This window comes from Rhodoferax bucti, from assembly GCF_005876985.1.
GTDB lineage: Bacteria > Pseudomonadota > Gammaproteobacteria > Burkholderiales > Burkholderiaceae_C > Allorhodoferax > Allorhodoferax bucti.
Window position 1 is genome coordinate 572,264 of the sequence record NZ_VAHD01000001.1, and the last position, 16,895, is coordinate 589,158.

At 62.8% G+C, this 16,895-nt stretch carries 13 protein-coding genes; 2 read left to right on the forward strand and 11 right to left on the reverse strand.

Annotated features, from left to right (window positions below):
* Positions 1-10: 10 nt before the first annotated feature.
* The 7 genes from rhaM to FDM28_RS02745 all read right to left on the reverse strand — a co-directional run bounded on the left by rhaM (position 11) and on the right by FDM28_RS02745 (position 8,460).
* The gene (gene rhaM, locus FDM28_RS02715) at positions 11-343 is read right to left on the reverse strand and encodes an L-rhamnose mutarotase (protein ID WP_138512778.1); all 333 of its coding nucleotides are present in this window, start codon (positions 341-343) and stop codon (positions 11-13) included.
* Positions 340-1,302 (reverse strand): ABC transporter permease, encoded by a 963-nt coding sequence (locus tag FDM28_RS02720; protein WP_138512780.1) that lies wholly within the window; start codon positions 1,300-1,302, stop codon positions 340-342. Before FDM28_RS02720 ends, rhaM begins: the two co-directional genes overlap by 4 nt.
* The gene (locus FDM28_RS02725; protein WP_138512782.1) at positions 1,299-2,306 is read right to left on the reverse strand and encodes an ABC transporter permease; all 1,008 of its coding nucleotides are present in this window, start codon (positions 2,304-2,306) and stop codon (positions 1,299-1,301) included. Before FDM28_RS02725 ends, FDM28_RS02720 begins: the two co-directional genes overlap by 4 nt.
* On the reverse strand, positions 2,303-3,841 hold the full coding sequence (locus FDM28_RS02730; protein WP_138512784.1) for a sugar ABC transporter ATP-binding protein: 1,539 nt from the start codon (positions 3,839-3,841) through the stop codon (positions 2,303-2,305). The genes FDM28_RS02725 and FDM28_RS02730 overlap by 4 nt, the downstream gene beginning before the upstream one ends.
* Before the next feature lie 75 nt (positions 3,842-3,916).
* On the reverse strand, positions 3,917-4,909 hold the full coding sequence (gene rhaS / locus FDM28_RS02735) for a rhamnose ABC transporter substrate-binding protein (protein ID WP_138512786.1): 993 nt from the start codon (positions 4,907-4,909) through the stop codon (positions 3,917-3,919).
* A 131-nt stretch (positions 4,910-5,040) separates the two neighbouring features.
* Positions 5,041-6,330, reverse strand: a complete 1,290-nt coding sequence (gene rhaI, locus FDM28_RS02740) for an L-rhamnose catabolism isomerase (RefSeq protein ID WP_138512788.1) — start codon at positions 6,328-6,330, stop codon at positions 5,041-5,043.
* A gap of 24 nt (positions 6,331-6,354) precedes the next feature.
* On the reverse strand, positions 6,355-8,460 hold the full coding sequence (locus tag FDM28_RS02745) for a bifunctional rhamnulose-1-phosphate aldolase/short-chain dehydrogenase (protein ID WP_138512790.1): 2,106 nt from the start codon (positions 8,458-8,460) through the stop codon (positions 6,355-6,357).
* Positions 8,461-8,648: 188 nt separating this feature from the next.
* Here FDM28_RS02745 and FDM28_RS02750 point away from each other — a divergent pair, with 188 nt between their 5' ends.
* Positions 8,649-9,677 (forward strand): LysR family transcriptional regulator, encoded by a 1,029-nt coding sequence (locus FDM28_RS02750; protein WP_240791876.1) that lies wholly within the window; start codon positions 8,649-8,651, stop codon positions 9,675-9,677.
* Positions 9,678-9,690: 13 nt separating this feature from the next.
* Here the strand turns inward: FDM28_RS02750 and FDM28_RS02755 are convergent, their stop codons facing one another.
* Positions 9,691-10,641, reverse strand: a complete 951-nt coding sequence (locus FDM28_RS02755; protein WP_138512792.1) for a chemotaxis protein — start codon at positions 10,639-10,641, stop codon at positions 9,691-9,693.
* 61 nt (positions 10,642-10,702) lie between these two features.
* Entirely contained in the window at positions 10,703-11,890 is a 1,188-nt protein-coding gene (mltA, locus tag FDM28_RS02760; RefSeq protein ID WP_420853000.1) for a murein transglycosylase A, read from the reverse strand.
* Between mltA and FDM28_RS18065 the strand changes: the two genes are divergently transcribed.
* Positions 11,835-11,960 (forward strand): hypothetical protein, encoded by a 126-nt coding sequence (locus tag FDM28_RS18065; RefSeq protein WP_276611851.1) that lies wholly within the window; start codon positions 11,835-11,837, stop codon positions 11,958-11,960. The genes mltA and FDM28_RS18065 overlap by 56 nt on opposite strands.
* A gap of 48 nt (positions 11,961-12,008) precedes the next feature.
* Here FDM28_RS18065 and FDM28_RS02765 read toward each other — a convergent pair whose 3' ends face one another.
* A complete protein-coding gene (locus FDM28_RS02765) occupies positions 12,009-12,827 on the reverse strand; it encodes a carbon-nitrogen hydrolase family protein (protein WP_138512797.1) in 819 nt (272 codons plus the stop codon).
* 31 nt (positions 12,828-12,858) lie between these two features.
* Complete coding sequence (locus tag FDM28_RS02770; protein WP_138512799.1) at positions 12,859-16,878, reverse strand: YhdP family protein; 4,020 nt, start codon at positions 16,876-16,878, stop codon at positions 12,859-12,861.
* Positions 16,879-16,895: the final 17 nt, after the last annotated feature.

Consider the following 16,895-nt stretch of genomic DNA (forward strand, 5'->3'; position numbering starts at 1 on the left):
CGCACTCCCCTCAATCCATGTGGAACATGCAGGGCAGCGGCTCGGCGACCGGCGACCCATCCGGATTCGCCCGCATGATGTCGGCCATGTGGGCCCACCAGCGCTGCATCACCGGGTGCTGCGGTAGCGCCTCCATGGTGTGGCCGGGCAGGCGGCGCTGCACGGCAAACAGCACGTGGTGCTCTTCATCGAGGTAGATGCTGTAGTCACGCACACCGGCTTGGCTCAGCAAGGTACTGAGCTCAGGCCAGATCTCGTCGTGGCGTTTTTTGTATTCGGCCACGCAGCCGGGGTTCAGAAACATGCGGAAGGCATATTTCTCGGTGCTTGGGAGCGTGCTCATGCCGTGGCTCCTTTGCGTTGCAGCAGTCGCGGCAGCACCATGGAGACAATCAGCAAGGCACCAATCACCATGCTCATCACAATACCGGTCACATTGGCCATGCCCATGGCAAAGGTGAAGAGGCCCAGCAACAGCACGGCCAACATGGTGCCCACGATGCTGCCGCGCCCGCCTTCAATCGCCACACCGCCCAGAATCACCATGGTGATGGCATCCAGCTCCCAACCCATGGCAATGTTGGGGCGGGTGCTGCCAATACGGCCGGTCAGCATCACGGCTGCCAGTGCGGCCATCAAGCCAGCGAACACAAACAAGGCCATGCGGTAGCGGTCGACCTCGATGCCCGAGAAACGCGCGGCGATGGGGTTAGCGCCAATGGCATACAAGCGGCGTCCGGCCACCGTGCGGTGCAGGGTGATGCCCACCAACAAGGCGCACACCAGCAAAATGGCAAACTCGATCGGAATAATCAGCCCACGCACCCCGACCAACTCGCCCAGATAGCTGTTGCCCACGATAGAAAACGCCTCGGGGTAGCCTGAAATCGCCTGGTCTCCCAGCGCCACCAGCGCCAGACCGCGGTACAAGGACAAGGTGCCGATGGTCACCACAATCGAAGGCAATTTGTAGCGCGTGACCAGCACCCCGTTCACCGCCCCCGCCACGCCGCCGGTGACAAAGGCCGCCAGTGTCATGCCCCAGGGGCCTGCACCCGCTTTCATGGCGTAACCCATGGCCAGCGAGCACAGCGCGAGAATGGCCGCGATCGACAAATCGATCTCACCCGCAATGATGAGCAAGGCCAGCGCCAGCGCGAGGATGCCTTTTTCGCTGAAGTTGAAAGTGCTGTCTGCCAAGGCATCCGGCGTCATGAAACCGGGCTGTGCGAATCCGAAAACGAGCAGCAACAAGGCCAGCAAAGCCAGCAAGACGCGCTCCCATGTGTTCCAGGCACTCATGCCACTGCTCCTTGCGTGTTGTCGAGGGTTGTCGTTTTGCGCTCCAGAATCTGGCGCCCGCCGCGTCGCTCGGCGCGTGCGTTCACGGTGACCGAAATCAGGATGACGGCACCGGCAATCGCCTGCTGCCAAAACGGCGAGACCTGGATCACCGGCAAGGCACCATTCACCACACCGATGAACAGCACGCCCAGCGCTGCACCGGCCACGGTGCCGACACCCCCACCAATGCTGACGCCACCAATCACACAGGCGGCCACCACCGTGAGCTCATAGCCGGCGGCCAGTTCGGTGTATGCAATTGAGTAGCGCCCCACCCACAGCAAGCCGGCCAAACCCGCCAACATGCCCGACAGGGTGTAGACCCGCATCAAACACTTGCGCGGGGAAATGCCCACATAGGCCGCCGCCAACGGGTTGCCGCCCAGGGCATAGATTTCACGGCCCTCACGGCGCAGCTTGAGAAACACGGTGCTCAATACCAAGACCGCAATCGCAAACCACACCAGTGCAGGCAGGCCCAGCCACACCTCGCGCGGCAGCCCCTTGATCACTTCGTGGATGTCCTGGTCGGACACCCACGCGCCTTTGCTCGCCACAAAGATGGCGCCCCGGTAGGCCGACAGAGTGCCCAGCGTCACCACAATGGGAGGCAAGCCGAAACGGGTGATGAGCCAGCCATTCACCGCCCCCAGCAAGGCGCCCAGCGCGAGTGCCAGCATGATCAGGACGGGCACGGAAGCCCCGGGCCAGGCCTTCCCGATCAGGGCACACACCATGCCCGTAAGGGCTAGGTTGGAGGCAACCGACAGGTCAATGCCACGGGTCAGCAATACCAGCATCTGCCCCATTACCAAGATAGCCAGAATCGCCGAGTCGTTGGCAATATCCAGGCCGTTGCGCCAGGTCAAAAACACCGGGGCACGCACGCCCACCGCCAGTGCAATGGCCACGATGATGGCGAGCAACAGCCACTCGCGCCGAATCGATTTCAAAGCATTCATGCCGCCAACTCCTCGCTCGCACGCGCTGCCGCCGGGGGCGCTGCGTGCTGGTTCAATCCCGATGCCGCCGCCACGATGTCTTCGGCATGGGCCTGCGCTTTGTCAAACTCCGCCACCTGCTCCCCACGCCGCATGACGATGGTGCGGTGGGCCAGGTTCATTACCTCGGGCAATTCGCTGGAGACCAGAATCACCGCCAAGCCCTGCTCCACCATTTCGGCAATCAGGTGGTAGACCGCCTGTTTGGCGCCTACGTCAATGCCTTTGGTAGGCTCGTCCAGGATAACGATGCGCGGGTTCAGCCCCAGCCACTTGGCAATCACCACCTTTTGCTGGTTGCCGCCGGACAGGCCGGAGAGCAGGGTGTCGGGGGAATGGGTCTTGATGCGCAAGCGCGCAATCATGCGCTGGCACAGCTCCGACTCGCGCAGTTTGGAGAGCCAGATGCCGCGCGCAAAACGGGAGAGCCCCGCCAAGCTGATGTTGTGCTCCACCGAGAAGCCCAGAATGCCACCCTGGCGCTGGCGCTCTTCCGGCACATAGGCAATGCCGGCGGCAATCGCGTCGCCGGGACGGCGGGCATTCAACACCTGCCCGCCCACCACGAACTCGCCGCGCGCATCCGGGTTCAGGCCCATGATGGCCAGCATGGCCTCGCTGCGGCCCGAGCCCACTAGGCCATAAAAGCCCAAAATCTCGCCGCGCCGCAACTCGAAGTGGATGTTGTGAAACTCGGTGGGGTGGGAGAGGTTTTTCACCGTCATCACCACCTCGCCCGGTGTGGAGGCAATGGGGGGATAAATCTGGTCGATGGAGCGGCCCGCCATGAGCTTGACCAGCTCTTGTTCACTCACATCGGCAATCGCGCCACTGCCGACTGCAGCACCGTCACGCAGCACCACATAACGGTCCGCCACGGCAAAAATTTCATCGAACTTGTGGGTGATGAATATCACGCCCACACCCTGGTCGCGCAGTTGGCGCACGATGCCGTAAAAGTCGCGAATCTCCGCCTGCGACAGCGCAGCGGTGGGCTCGTCCAAAATGACCACCGAGGCCTTTTGCGACAAGGCCCGTGCAATCTCGACCAGGTGCCGCTCGGCCAAGCTGAGGTCTTTCACCAGCGTCACCGCCTTGAAGCGCGCACCGATCTGGTCCAGCACGGCCTGGGCCTGCTGGTTCATGGACTTCCAGTCGATGAAGGGGCCGCGCATCAGGTGGCGCCCCACATAAATGTTTTCGGCCACGCTGAGTTCTTCGAACATCACCGTTTCCTGGTGCACGGCCAGAATGCCTGCCGCCTGCGAAGCCTGCGCGTTGGCAAAACGCTGGGCCACACCGTGGAGCGTGATCAGGCCTTCATCCACCGGCACCACACCGGTCAGCATCTTGACCAGCGTGGACTTGCCCGCGCCGTTTTCGCCCACCAGGGCCAGCACTTCTCCGGCCTGCAAATCCAGGTCCACCCCGCGCAGCGCATGGGTCGCCCCGTAGCGCTTGTGGATGCCTCGCAGGCTCAGCAATACATCAGACATTGTGCGAAATCCAACTTGTCATAAAAAAGGGGCACCTACCCGAGAGCGATGCCCCACGAACTTGCTTTTCGAGTGTCAGAAGAATTTGGCGAACTTCTCGACGTTGGAGGCATCGTACGTGAAGGGTTCTGCCATGGCGGCATCACCATTCGCATCCAGCGTCACGGTACCGACACGGCCCAGAGACACCTTGTCACCCGCCTTACCGGTGACCTTGCCAGAGATGAACTGGCTGGCCGCGTAGATGGAGGAGTAGCCCAGGTCGATGGGGTTCCAGATGGCGAAGGACTTGACCGCACCGCTCTTCACGTGGCCGGCCATTTCCGAAGGCAAGCCCAAGCCGGTCACGAAGATCTTGCCGACCTTCTTTTCATCCTGCACGGCCTTGGCGGCTGCGGCCACACCCACGGTGGTGGGGGCGATGATGGCCTTCAGGTTGGGGTAGCTCTTGAACAGGCCCTGGGCTTCGCGGTAGCTCTTGTCGGTCTGGTCGTCACCGTAGACCACGCTCACCAGCTTCAGGCCCTTGTAGGCGGGCTGTGCCAGCACTTTCTTGGCTTCTTCGATCCAGATGTTCTGGTTGGTGGCTTGGGCGGTGGCAGACAGCACAGCCACTTCACCGGTGGCGCCGATAGCGTCTGCCGTCATCTTCACCAACTTCTCGCCGATCAGCGGGTTGCTGGAGGGGTTCAGGTGCATCAGGCGGCCGTCTTTGCGCACGCCGGAGTCAAAGGACAACACCTTGATGCCACGGTCCATGGCGCGCTTGAGCACAGGGGCCAGCGCATCCGGATCGTTGGCGGAGATCACGATGGCGGAGACCTTTTGCGCGATCAGCGAGTTCACGATTTCGATCTGGCCTTCGGCAGTGGCTTTGGCTGGGCCGGTGTAAATGATCTCGACGTTCTTGAGCTCTTTGGCCGCTTCCTGCGCGCCTTGGTTGGCCGCGTCAAAGAAGCCGTTGCCCAGGCTCTTCACCACTAGGGCGATCTTGTCGGCAGCGAACGCGGGGCTGACCAGGGCCGCGCTCAGGGCAATGGTCAGCAGGGTTTTGAGTTGTTTCTTCATGCTTGTCTCCTGGAATTGTTAGTAGGAAAAATTGACCCGAAGGCCGGTCTCGATACCGCCTGCACCGGCCACGAAGGGACACGGTGCACCGGGGTCGATGGGGAGTGCGCAACTGCCAATGGCAACCACGCTCAAACAATGCCGCTGCTGGGGCCGCTGGCAGGGCGGATGGCCGCCATCTGCTGGCGGTAGCCGCTGGCGCGGTAGGCCTGGACCGGGTCGGCAGCGCCGCCCGCGTCGATACGGATCTTTTGCAGCAAGGGCGTCACATCGGTGTGGAAGGCCTGCTTCAGGGTCTGCGCGGCCATCAGCACATCGTTGCTGTCCTGGTAGGCGGTCAGCGCCTTGCGGTCTACCAACAGCGCCTGGGCATAGCAGCGCTGCACGGTCACGGCGCTGGTCATCAGGCTCTCAATCGGGTCGGTCACGTTGTGCGACTGGTCCAGCATGTAGGCGGGGTCAAAGCCCGGCGCCCGGCTTTGTGCAGCGTCTACCAATTCACTGAACACGAGGAAGAGTTGGTAGGGATTGATGCTGCCGCTGTCCAGATCGTCGTCGCCGTACTTGCTGTCGTTGAAGTGGAAACCGGCTAACTTTTGGGCATGTACCAGGCGGGCCACGATCAGCTCGATATTGGTGTTGGGCGCGTGGTGGCCCAAGTCCACCAGGCAATGCGCCTTGGGGCCAAGCGTCTGGGCGGCCAACAAGCTGCTGCCCCAGTCCTGGATGACGGTGGCGTAAAACGCGGGCTCGAACATCTTGTGCTCGAGGAACATGCGCCAGTCGGCGGGGAGCGCGTCATAAATCTGGCGATTGCTGTCCAGGTAGCGCTCGAACTGGCGGCGGAAATGGCTTTGGCCGGGGAAGTTGGAGCCATCGCCGATCCACACGGTCAGCGCCTTGCTGCCCAACTGCTTGCCAATCTCAATGCACTCCAGGTTATGGGCCACGGCCTGGGCGCGCACGCCAGCGTCAGCATGCGTGAGGCTGCCGAACTTGTAGGACAGCGGCTGGTCTTTCTGGTCGGAGAAGGTGTTGGAGTTGACGGCGTCAAACGCCACGCCATTGGCCTCGGCGTGCTGGCGCAGCTCTGTGTAGTCGCTCACCTTGTCCCAAGGGAAGTGGGGCGACACGGTGGGGGTGCAGCGCACCAGCTGCTGAATGACGCCGCAGTCCTGGATCTTGTCGAACACATGGCGCGGCTCGCCCAAGCCGGGAAAGCGCGCAAAGCGGGTGCCGCCGGTACCCACGCCCCAGCTGGGCACGGCCACGGCGAACTTCGCCACCTCGGCCTTGAGGACGGCAATGTCCACGCCGCGGCGGGCCAGTTGCTCGCCCAGGGTTTCATAGTCCAGGTTCACGCGGGCTGCGGCCTGGGCGTTGTGGTCGGCGATCAGCCCGGTGTTGATCTGTTGTGTCATGGTGTGTCTCGAATACGTGGGGTCTTAGCGTGGGAAGGCAGCGAGGTTGCCTGCGTCCACGTTGAGGATGTTGCCGGTGGATTTGGCCGCGAGTTCGCTGGCCAAAAAGTAAGTGGCTTCGGCAATGTCTTCGGGGAAGACGCTGCGCTTGAGCATGGAGCGGTCGCGGTAGAAGGCTTCGAGTTCTTCCTCGCTCACCTTGTTGGCCGCGGCACGTTCCTGGCTCCACGTACCGGTCCAGATTTTGCTGCCGCGGATCACCGCATCGGGGTTCACCACATTGCAGCGAATGCCCAGCGGTGCGCCTTCCAGCGCAAAGCTGCGCGACAGCTGAATTTCAGCGGCCTTGGCCGCGCAGTAGGCCACGGCCTGGTTGCTGGCCACCATGCCGTTCTTGCTGGCAATGAAGACCATGGAGCCGCCCACGGCCTGCGCCTTCATGAGGCGGAAGGCTTCGCGGCCGACCAGGAAGTAGCCCGTGGCCAGAATGCTCTGGTTGCGGTTCCACAGCGCCAGCGTGGTGTCTTCCAGCGGCGATGCGGAGGCGATGCCGGCGTTCGATACCAGAATGTCCACGCCACCGTATTCGATGGCGGTGCGGGCATAGGCCGCAATGACCGACTCTTCGCTGGTCACATCGCACACCACGCCGCGCACCACGTCTTTGCCAAACTTCTTGGAGAGTTCGGCCACGGTGGACTCCAGCGCGGCGGCATCAATGTCCAGCAGCACGGCGCACACGCCTTCCTGCAACTGGCGCTCCACAATCGCGCGGCCAATACCACCGGCACCACCGGTGACCAGGGCCACCTTGCCCACCAGAGGCTTGGCCTTGGGCATACGCTGCAGCTTGGCTTCTTCGAGCAGCCAGTACTCGATGTCAAACGCCTCCTGCTCGGGCAGGCCCACATAGGTGTCGATGGCGTTGGCATCGCGCATCACGTTGATGGCGTTCACATAGAACTCGCCGGCAATGCGGGCCGTGGCCTTGTCCTTGGCGATGGCCACCATGCCGATGCGGGGCAGCAGGATGATGACGGGGTTCGGGTCGCGCAGCGCCGGGCTGTTGGCGCGCTTGCAGCGTTCGTAGTAGGCAGTGTAGTCGGCGCGGTAGTCGGCCAGCTTGGCGGCAATGGCCTTGGACAGCTCGGCACCGCCCAGGGTGTAGACGGACTCGTCGAGGATCAGCGGCTTGATCTTGGTGCGCAAAAAGTGGTCGGGGCAGGAGGTGCCCAGAGCCGCCAGCGCTTCGAGCTGCTGGCTGTTCACAAACTCCATGACCACGGCCTGGCGGTCCACATGCAGCAGCTTGTGGCCGCTTTGTGAGGCCTGGCCGCGCAACACGGGCAGCACCCGGGCCAGCACCTCGTCTTGTGCGGCGGCATCCAGCGCGTTGACCTTGGCGCCACCAAAGGGCACGGCCTTGCGGGCCTGCGCTTGCGCGGCCAACCAAGTCTGTGCTTGCTCGATCACGGCCACGGTGTTCTCGTAGCAGCTGCGGGAATCGTCACCCCAGGTGAACAGGCCGTGGCCACCGAGCACCAAGCCCTTGAGGCCTGGGTACGCTGCCACGTAGCGTTGCAATTGCAGGCCCAGCTCGTAGCCGGGACGGCGCCAGGGCAACCAGCCGATGGTGCCGCCAAAGGCTTCCTTGGTGATGGCTTCGCTATTGGCCATGGCAGCGATGGCGATGACCGAGTCCGGGTGCATATGGTCCACATGCGCAAACGGCAGGTAGGCGTGCAGGGGGGTGTCGATACTGGCGGCACGGGGGTTCAGGTTGAAGGTGCAGTGCGGCAGGTAGCTCACCATCTCGTCTTCATGCTCGGGGCCGCGATAAATGCCTTGCAGCGCGTTGAGCTTGTCCATGTACAGCGTGGAGAAGCCGTCGAGCTTCATGGAGCCCACGTCACCGCCGGAACCCTTGACCCACAGCACTTGCACGTCCTGGCCGGTCAGTGGATCTTTCTGGGTGATCTTGGCAGACGTGTTGCCGCCACCGTAGTTGGTAATGCGCAGGTCGGAGCCCAGCAGGTTGGAGCGGTACAGCAACAGGTTGGGCTGGTCGAGCTTGGCGGCATGGTCCGCATTCCAGACGGGGAACGGGGCGGGAGAAATACGTTGTGTCATGGGCAGTGCAGTTACGAAGAATTGGCGTGACTGTAGACAGTGCAAGCCATAGGCACAACGCAGACATTTTTATCCATTCAATCAGTTATTCTTATGCATTCATACGGCGCTCAACGGCATCGCAGAAACACGCCATGCGCACGGCCGGCTTGGACGAGTGACAGGCCTTTTTCCTAGGGTAAGTACTGATGAAAACCCCCAAACGCTCCGGCGCAAGCGCCTCCCCCGCACTAGGGATATCCCGCACGGAACGCACCCCTGTGCGCGAGGCGCCGACCGAGCGGACACAGCACCGGTTGCGCAACCTCACCCTGCGGCAACTCCGCTTGTTTGAAGCGGTGGCCACCCACCTGAGTTACTCGCGCGCAGCAGAGGTCATGAACGTCACCCAGCCCGCGGTGTCCATGCAAATCCAGCAACTGGAGACCGAGGTGGGCCTGCAGCTGCTGGTGAAGTCCGGACGCAAAGTCAGCCTGAGCCAAGCGGGCGAGGAGATGCTGCGGCAGTGCAGGCGCATCCTCAACCAGGTGCTGCTGGCAGAGGAATCCATGGGAGCCTTCCACCCTGCCGAAGGCGGGCGTGGCGGGCTGTTGCATTTGGGAGTGGTGTCCTCCGCCCATTACTTTGCGCCGACCCTGATGATGGCGTTTGCACAGCGTTGGCCGGGTGTGAAGTTCAAACTCACGGTAGACCGGCGGGAAACCATTCTGGCCATGCTGCAAGATCACCAGCTCGACGTTGCTATTGCGGGCTACCCGCCTTCCGAGGCCGATGTGGAGGCCGAAACCTTTGCCCAGAACCCGCATTGCATCGTGGCGGCGGCAAACCACCCGTTAGCCCGGAAAAAACGCATCGGTTGGGATGCCTTGCGCAACGAGCCGTTTATCTTCCGGGAACCGGGTTCGGCGACGCGCCACTTCTTTGAGCACCTGATTCAGGCGCAATCCCTGCAGGTGCGGCTATCGATGGAGTTGTCCGGCAACGAGACCATCAAGCAGGCGGTGATTGCCGGCATGGGCATCAGCTTTTTGTCGGCCCACACGTTCCAGGTGGAATTTGAAGCCGGCAAACTCGCCGTGCTACACATGGAAGACATGCCAAAAATGCTGGACTGGTGCCTGCTGCACCGGCGCGACTCCAGCTTGAGCGGGGTGAATCAGGCCTTCCGGGAGTTTGTGCTCACCGAAGGGCCAGGTCTGGTGCAGTGCAAGATGTGATGCCGCTGCACGCTTAGCGGTGCAACACTTCGCGGATGGTGGCGGCCAACTCTTCTTCCACGAACTTGGCGATGTAGGCATCCGCCCCTACGCTCTTGACGTGGCTCTCATTGGTCGCCCCGGTCAACGAGGAGTGAATGATCACCGGCACGCTGCTGAAACGGCCATCCTGCTTGATGTTGCGGGTGAGCGTGAAGCCGTCCATCTCGGGCATTTCTAGGTCGGTCAGCACCAGAGCCACTTTGTCCTTGATGGTCTTGCCTTCCTGCGCGGCCTGGGCCTGCAGCGACAGCATTTTTTCCCAGGCCTCTTTGCCGGTTTTGGTCATGATGTAAGGCACGTCCATGGCCTTGAGGCCCTTCTCGATCATCATGCGGGCGACCGCAGAGTCATCGGCCGCCAGAATGACCTGGCCCGGCTCCAAACGCATTTTGGGGGTGGTGCTGGCGGTGTCGTCTTTGGCCTCCTGCGGCATCACATCGCGCAGGATTTGCTCCACATCGAGTACCTGGGCCAGGCGGGTGTTTTCGGCATTGCCATCGAGGCGGGCGATGCTGGTCACCAAGCCGCCGCCGGTGTTCTCAGCGGAGAGCACCTGCTTCCACTCCAAACGCACGATTTCATTGACCTCTTCCACCGCGAAGGCCTGGGTGGTGCGGGCGAATTCAGTCACCAACAAAATACCCAAACCCTTGGTGGGCGTGCAGCCCACCACTTGAGGCAGGTTGATCACGGTGATCATTTGCCCGCGGATATTGGCCACGCCCATGACGGCAGGTGGCGAGTTCACCATGGCGGTGATTTCGGGCATGACCAGAATCTCGCGCACCTTGAACACGTTGATGCCAAACAGCTCGCGCCGCTGGGTACCCGGAGCCTCGCCCAAGCGGAACAGCAGCAGCTCAAACATGCTGTTGGCAGCCAGGTTGGTCCGCTCGTCAATCTCACGTAACTCTTTGCTCATGGCTCCATCCTTGTATTCCGAATCTCACAGATTCAATGCATCCATCCTACCGGCTTTTGGCTCATTTGGGCCACAAAATCCACATTTGCAAGGGCTGGCGCAAGCGGCCTGCCAGCTCTGCCGCCTCCGGGCCCCAGCCCGCAAAATAGTCGGCCCGCACGGCCCCAGTAATGGCACTGCCAGTGTCCTGGGCCAGTACCAATTTTTGCAAATTTGTTTGATTGCCATTGGAGGTCAGCCACACCGGCGCACCGTAGGGAATGCTGCCGGGGTCCACCGCAATCGAGCGGCCGGGCGTGAGCGCCACCCCTTGTGCGCCCTTGGGGCCGAAGGCGGCGTCCAGCTCGCCCAAAGGCTCTTCCTTGAAAAACACCACCCGGGGGTTGGACCACAACAGCTCCTGCTGGCGCTGCGGGTTTTGTGCCAACCAGGCTTTGATACCAGGCCACGAAGCATCTTTGACCAGGCCCTGGTCCAGCAACCAACGCCCCACGCTGCGGTAGGGTTGGTCATTGGTGCCCGCATACGCCAGACGCACCATGCGCTGACTGCCATCGGGCTGGGTAATGCGCATGCGTCCCGAGCCCTGAATCTGCAGCACCAGCGCATCCACCGGGTCGGCCAGGTACGCCAAGGCTTTGCCGCGCAGCGCGGTCTGCGCTTCGGGCAAGGTATCCATCTCCTGCCGGGTGAACCAGGGCTTGCGCTGGGCCAAGCCTGCAGGCACCTGGTACAGGGGCACGGTAAAGCCGGGCGCCGGGCTACGGCGCGCCTCCAGCACCGGCTCGTAGTAGCTGGTGAGCAAACCGGTGGACTCGCCCTGGGGGGTTTCCACACGGTGGGGTTGCAGACGGGTCTGCATCCATTCCAACTGCTCTTGCGGGCTGCCGATGCTGAGGCGCCGCACATCGCCGCACAAGGCGGCCAAGGGCGCTTGGGGTTTTTCGCAGCTCTTGAGCCAGGCATTCCAGGCTTCGAACAAACTATCGTTGCCCCAACCGGGCAGCTCTTCCCACGCCACGGGCACCCAGCGGCTGCGCCCCGGTGCAGCGGTGGCGGTACTGGCCGCAGGCGTGGCCGGGATGCGGAAGGATTCCATGGGCGCCCGCGACGGCGCCACAGGCGGCGCACTGCCACAGGCGGCCAGCGTTCCTACAATGGCGGCCCAAGACCACCACACCAGGACACGACCCATGACACTGCTATTGCTCGAAGCCCTGGGGGCCGGCCTGATATTTATCGGAATCATCTGGTGGACCATGTTTTCAGGCCGGGAAAACGGCGAACTTCCGCCGGACGACAATGAAGACAAAAAGTAGCCCTGGCGCTCGTGGAACATGCGCAAGCAGCTACTAATTTCATAGCAATTAGCCTAGCACCCGGTGTTGCAAAGCTGGTAGCTGGGTGCGGCATTGTTGGAGGCGGGCGTAGTCCAGATCCGCCAACACCACGCCCGCGCCTTGCGCCTGTTGGGCCAGCACGGTGCCCCAGGGGTCAATCAGCACACTCTGGCCCCACGTCTTGCGCCCGCTGGGATGCACGCCACCTTGGGCCGCCGCCGCCACAAAGCACAGGTTTTCAATGGCACGGGCACGCAAGAGCACTTCCCAGTGTGCCTCGCCCGTAGTGTGGGTGAAGGCGCTAGGGGCCAGAATCAAGTCCACCCCACGGCTGGCATAGTCACGGTAGAGCTCGGCAAAACGCATGTCGTAGCACACGCTCAGGCCCACCGACCAGGTGACGCCGTCCTTGGAGGGCAGGCTGAACACCGTGGGGGTGTTGCCACGCTCCAGCACACGGGATTCGTCGTAGCTCTCCGTGCCGTTGTTAAAGCGGAAGAGGTGGATCTTGTCGTACCGGGCCACGCACTCGCCGTGGGGGTTGAAGGCCAACGAGCTGTTGAACACATGGTCCGGCTGGCTGGCGCTCAAAGGCAGGGTGCCGGCCACGATCCACAAACCCAGCTCGCGGGCAGCCAAGGCCATGGCGTCTTGGATCGGCCCTTTGCCGAAGGGCTCCTGGATCGCCAGTTTGTCGGAGTCTTTCAGGCCAATCAGGCAAAAATACTCTGGCAGCACCGCCAACTCGGCGCCGCCTGCGGCGGCCTGCTCCAGCAACGCTCGGGCGGTGCGCAGGTTGTCCTGCAGGTCGCCGGTGGACACCATTTGAAGGGCAGCTACTTTCATGTCTTACTCCACGGTCAGGGGCGCCACGCCCTCAGGGCTTGCGCGGCACCTGGGTTACTTTGGGGTCCAGCCAGGTGCCATCGACGATGAACTCCTGGGTGGCGGCATTCACCAGCGGGCCGCGCAGCAAGAGCTGCGCGAGGAAGGTGCTCAAGCCCACCACCGGGTTGATGGCGGAGGCAATCAAAGAGGCGCTGCCGGCATTGATTTCCGGCACCACCACCACCCGCAGATTCTGGGTTTCCTTGCCGATGTCGGCCTGGCCGTCCATCAGCACGGCTGCATTCACGCCCTTCATTTGCAGGTTGCTGGTTTTGGCAATGCCTTGCTCCACGGCGATGTCGCCCCGGAAATAGTCGAAGGCAAAGCCTTCGCTGAACACATCGCGGAAATCCAGGGTCAAGCGGCGGGGCAGGCTTTGCAGGCTCAGTACCCCCAGCAGCTTGGCAATGCCGGGGTCCGCCTTCAGGAACTGGCCGGTATCCACATTCACATTGAACTTGCCGCTCATGCTGGGGTAATCCACCGTGATGGGCGAGCCCGCCCATGCCACCTGGCCTTCCACCTTGCCCTCGCCTTTGCGCACCACACCCGGCATGCCCAGGCGGGTGAGCAGCTCACCGGAGTCGTGGATGTCGAGCTTGAAGTTCAGCACCGTGCGCCGCCGCTCCCGCACACTGCGCCCCACCGGCGCCGCACTGGCGTTGATGCTGGCCCAGTTGCCACTGGCCGTGAGCTGGGCCTCAGGCGTCTGGATGTTGAAACGGTTCAGCCGCCACTCCCGGGCACCTGCACTGCCGAGGTTGACCGCCTCAATGTCGATGCGGCCCAGCTTTTTGCCGCGCAGCACGAAGTCATCCACCTCAATATCCAGCGCAGGAATGGCCGTGGGCTGCTCATCGAGCAAAGACTCCACATCCTGCGCACTGCTCTGACCGATCACCAAACGGGCCAAGCGCGCATACAAGCGCCCGGCGTTGGCCCCCGAGGGTTGGCGGTACTCCACATAGCCGCTGAGCTCCGAGGCATCCAGGTTAGCCCGCCACAAGTTGCCCTCCCGCCCACCGCCGACCACCACATTGTTGATCTGGCGGCCCGACACCAGCAGCTCCTTGGCGCGCAACACCACCACCGTCGGCATATAACCGGTGCCTGCGCTCAGGCGGGTAGGCCCGGCGCCACCGCTCTCCGCTCCCAGCTTGTCAAGCACGGTGCTCCAGGCGTCGGTGTCGAGACGTGGAATGTTCAGGTTGGCGACCACGCCATCCTCCGGCAACGGCGCCGACTCATCGGCCGCCAGCCCCACGCCCATGGCCCCTCGCAACACCTTGGGCTCTGCACCCGACAGATCACGCACAAAGGTGAGCGATGCCAGACGCCCGATGTCCAGCTGCACCTGGTCCCGCAAGCGGCCCGGCGTGGCCGGAGTGCTTGCAGATGCCGGGCGTTGCAAAGCAGACTCAAACCGCACCGGCAAGGGCGTATCTGCCGCCTTGGCAAAGGGTGCAGGCAAGGTCAGCCCCATGCCGACCAGATTGGTATTGATCAAGAGTTCCGGCACACCGGACCGCACGCCCAAAGTAGCAACATAGGCCGACGAACCGCTGGCGAATTGCGCCAGACGAGCCGCCGCGTCCAACTCCTTGGCCTGGCGCACGCCCTCTGCCGTAGCGACCCCGGTAAATTTCAATGTGTTGGGCAGGTTGCGAGCGTTGGCGGTCAGGGCCAATCCGCCCTCTATCCGCACATCGCCCCCCAGCGCACGGGCTTGGGCACCGGCCACGCTGAAACCGGCTTCGGTGAAGTTCACCGTACCCCGGGCGCGGCTGAGCTTGGGCGTGTCCGGCACCACCTGCACGTCATTGCCGGCCAGCACCAGACTGCCCTGGACCGTGATTTTGTTGACATCCGCCACCGGAAAGGCGAGCTTGAGCTTGTAGTCCGCCACGCCGGTGGCGGTGGCGCGTGCCAGTACCTTGTCCGTGAGCAGGCTCAAGGGGGAGGTATTCACCACCCCCAGCACGTCTGCCAACGGCCCCTTGGCATCGGCCGTCACGCTGAGCGTAGAAGCCTCATACAGGCGGGTGACCTGGGCCTCGGCCTTGCCGATCTGCAGCCCGGTGTTGCCCACTACGCCGCGGTTGACCTTGACTTGCAGCAGGTCATTATTGAGCACCAGCTCGCCCTGCAGTTGGTTGAGCACAGGCCACTGCGGGCTATCCTTGGGCAGCAAATAGGCCGGTGCAAAGGCCATAGAACCGTTTTGTAGATCGGCCGAAATACGAAATTCGCCATCTTTGGCATTGCTGTAAGGGAACTTGGCCAGATCGCCTTTGAGCTTGAATTTCACATTGCTGGCGCTGCCACCCAATACAGCGGCGCGGATGTAGTCGAGCGAATCCTTCTCCATCACGAGCGGCAGGTAGCGGTGCAGACGGGCGCCATCTGCGCGGCTCAGGCTGCCTTGCAAATCCAGCACACCGGGGCCTGCATGACCAGCTGCTGGGCCTTGCCACTTGAACTGCAACTCGCCTTGCGCATCGGCATTGGCAAAACGCACATTGGATGCGGTCACGCTCCAGAGCTTGTCGAGCTTCCACTGCACATCGCCGCTGAGCTGCTCAAAGTACACCGCCGGATCATCGAACACGCCATAGGCATCCACCGTGCCGCGTTGCAGTGCAAGAGTGGCTTTACCCGCCGATTGGTCGAATTCAAAATCTGCATCCAAGCCCTGCACGCCGGGGCGGGCCTGTCCGGCGCAATGGCATGACGGCAGGCTCAGCTGACTGACGCGGCCTTTGACCGTGTAAGCACTGGGGCTGTGCACCGGACCTTTCCAGCTAGCTTGCAGTTGGTCCACCGTGCCACGAGGATTGAGGGCTTGCAGCATGGCGCGGGTGTTGTCATCCAGCGGCAACTTTCCGGCAATCTGGGCCAGAGCCGCCAAGTCCAGGCGATCCGCCGCCAACTCGCCGTGCTCCGGCTCTTTCGCTTGGGCTGCCAGCAATTGCAGGCGCACATTGCCGCCGGGCCAGCGCAGGCCGTCTTGGGTTTCAAACTGCAAGGCCTCGGTGCGGAACTCAGTGCCATCGGGCAGTGACTTGGCCCCCAGCCGGCCCGACACCGAGGCCAAGGCCAGCGGTTCGAGCTTGGGGTCGGTCGTCAGGCGCACGGCGGCCAGGCTCACATCGGCCGTTGCCCCCGTCGGGGTTCCGCGCACCACATCGACCCAAGCGCGCAAAGCGCCTGAGCCTTGTGTGAGCTGGACACCCAGGTCCACATAGCGCCCCAAATGCGCCAGGTCCACCCGGGGGAAATCAGCATAGGCCTGGCCCTCCCACTCCGTCCATTCGCCGGCATGGCGGGACAGCAAGGGCTGCTTGAACACTCCCTGCAGACTCAGGCGCTCCCCCCACGCGGCCGGAGGCTCGGCATCCAGGCGCAAGGCATGAGTCCGCAGGCGGTTGCGCACCACTAGGCTCACTCCGCTCAGGCGTACCGGCTCCACCGCGCGGGTCTCATCCGTCCAGGTCACGGTGCCGCGCACCAGCGCCAGCTCCGGCTGGGAAAACAGCCAATCTGCCGCAGCACCGTCTGAAGAGGAAGCATCCGACACCGGCAAGCCCGCCACCCAGAAGCGTCCGTCGCGGGTACGACGAATATCCAGCTGCGGGCTGTCTACATACAGCTGCTCAAAACCGCCGCCCATCAAAGAGCGGGGAGACAAGGCGGCGGAAACGCTGGGAAGAAGCAAGGCCTCCCGACCGTCTTTGTCAAACACGGTGACGCGCAAGAGTTCGATCGACGGAATCACCCCGTTTGAGCGGGCCTGCATATCGCCGATACGCACCTGCAACCCCAGTGCTTGCGTGGCCTGCTGCTCGGCCCAGGGACGGAAATCCGCAATTCGCGGCACAATGATGAAATGCAGTCCGCACCAGAGCAAGCCCATGGCCACCCAGCCCGCAGCCAGCAAACGCAACGCCCATTTCGCAAGGACTGCAAACACCCTAAGTTGGGGTGAAGGGGCGGAGATCAATTCGTTCATCGTGCTGTGAGGACTTA

What these genes read in the sequence shown, in the direction of transcription:
- FDM28_RS02720 (WP_138512780.1), bottom strand. Translation starts at nt 1,302, where the DNA reads ATGAGTGCCTGGAACACATGGGAGCGCGTCTTGCTGGCTTTGCTGGCC.
- FDM28_RS02765 (WP_138512797.1), bottom strand. Translation starts at nt 12,827, where the DNA reads ATGAAAGTAGCTGCCCTTCAAATGGTGTCCACCGGCGACCTGCAGGAC.
- FDM28_RS02730 (WP_138512784.1), bottom strand. Translation starts at nt 3,841, where the DNA reads ATGTCTGATGTATTGCTGAGCCTGCGAGGCATCCACAAGCGCTACGGG.
- mltA (WP_420853000.1), bottom strand. Translation starts at nt 11,890, where the DNA reads ATGATTCCGATAAATATCAGGCCGGCCCCCAGGGCTTCGAGCAATAGC.
- FDM28_RS02755 (WP_138512792.1), bottom strand. Translation starts at nt 10,641, where the DNA reads ATGAGCAAAGAGTTACGTGAGATTGACGAGCGGACCAACCTGGCTGCC.
- rhaM (WP_138512778.1), bottom strand. Translation starts at nt 343, where the DNA reads ATGAGCACGCTCCCAAGCACCGAGAAATATGCCTTCCGCATGTTTCTG.
- FDM28_RS18065 (WP_276611851.1), top strand. Translation starts at nt 11,835, where the DNA reads ATGACACTGCTATTGCTCGAAGCCCTGGGGGCCGGCCTGATATTTATC.
- FDM28_RS02770 (WP_138512799.1), bottom strand. Translation starts at nt 16,878, where the DNA reads ATGAACGAATTGATCTCCGCCCCTTCACCCCAACTTAGGGTGTTTGCA.
- rhaI (WP_138512788.1), bottom strand. Translation starts at nt 6,330, where the DNA reads ATGACACAACAGATCAACACCGGGCTGATCGCCGACCACAACGCCCAG.
- FDM28_RS02745 (WP_138512790.1), bottom strand. Translation starts at nt 8,460, where the DNA reads ATGACACAACGTATTTCTCCCGCCCCGTTCCCCGTCTGGAATGCGGAC.
- FDM28_RS02750 (WP_240791876.1), top strand. Translation starts at nt 8,649, where the DNA reads ATGAAAACCCCCAAACGCTCCGGCGCAAGCGCCTCCCCCGCACTAGGG.
- rhaS (WP_138512786.1), bottom strand. Translation starts at nt 4,909, where the DNA reads ATGAAGAAACAACTCAAAACCCTGCTGACCATTGCCCTGAGCGCGGCC.
- FDM28_RS02725 (WP_138512782.1), bottom strand. Translation starts at nt 2,306, where the DNA reads ATGAATGCTTTGAAATCGATTCGGCGCGAGTGGCTGTTGCTCGCCATC.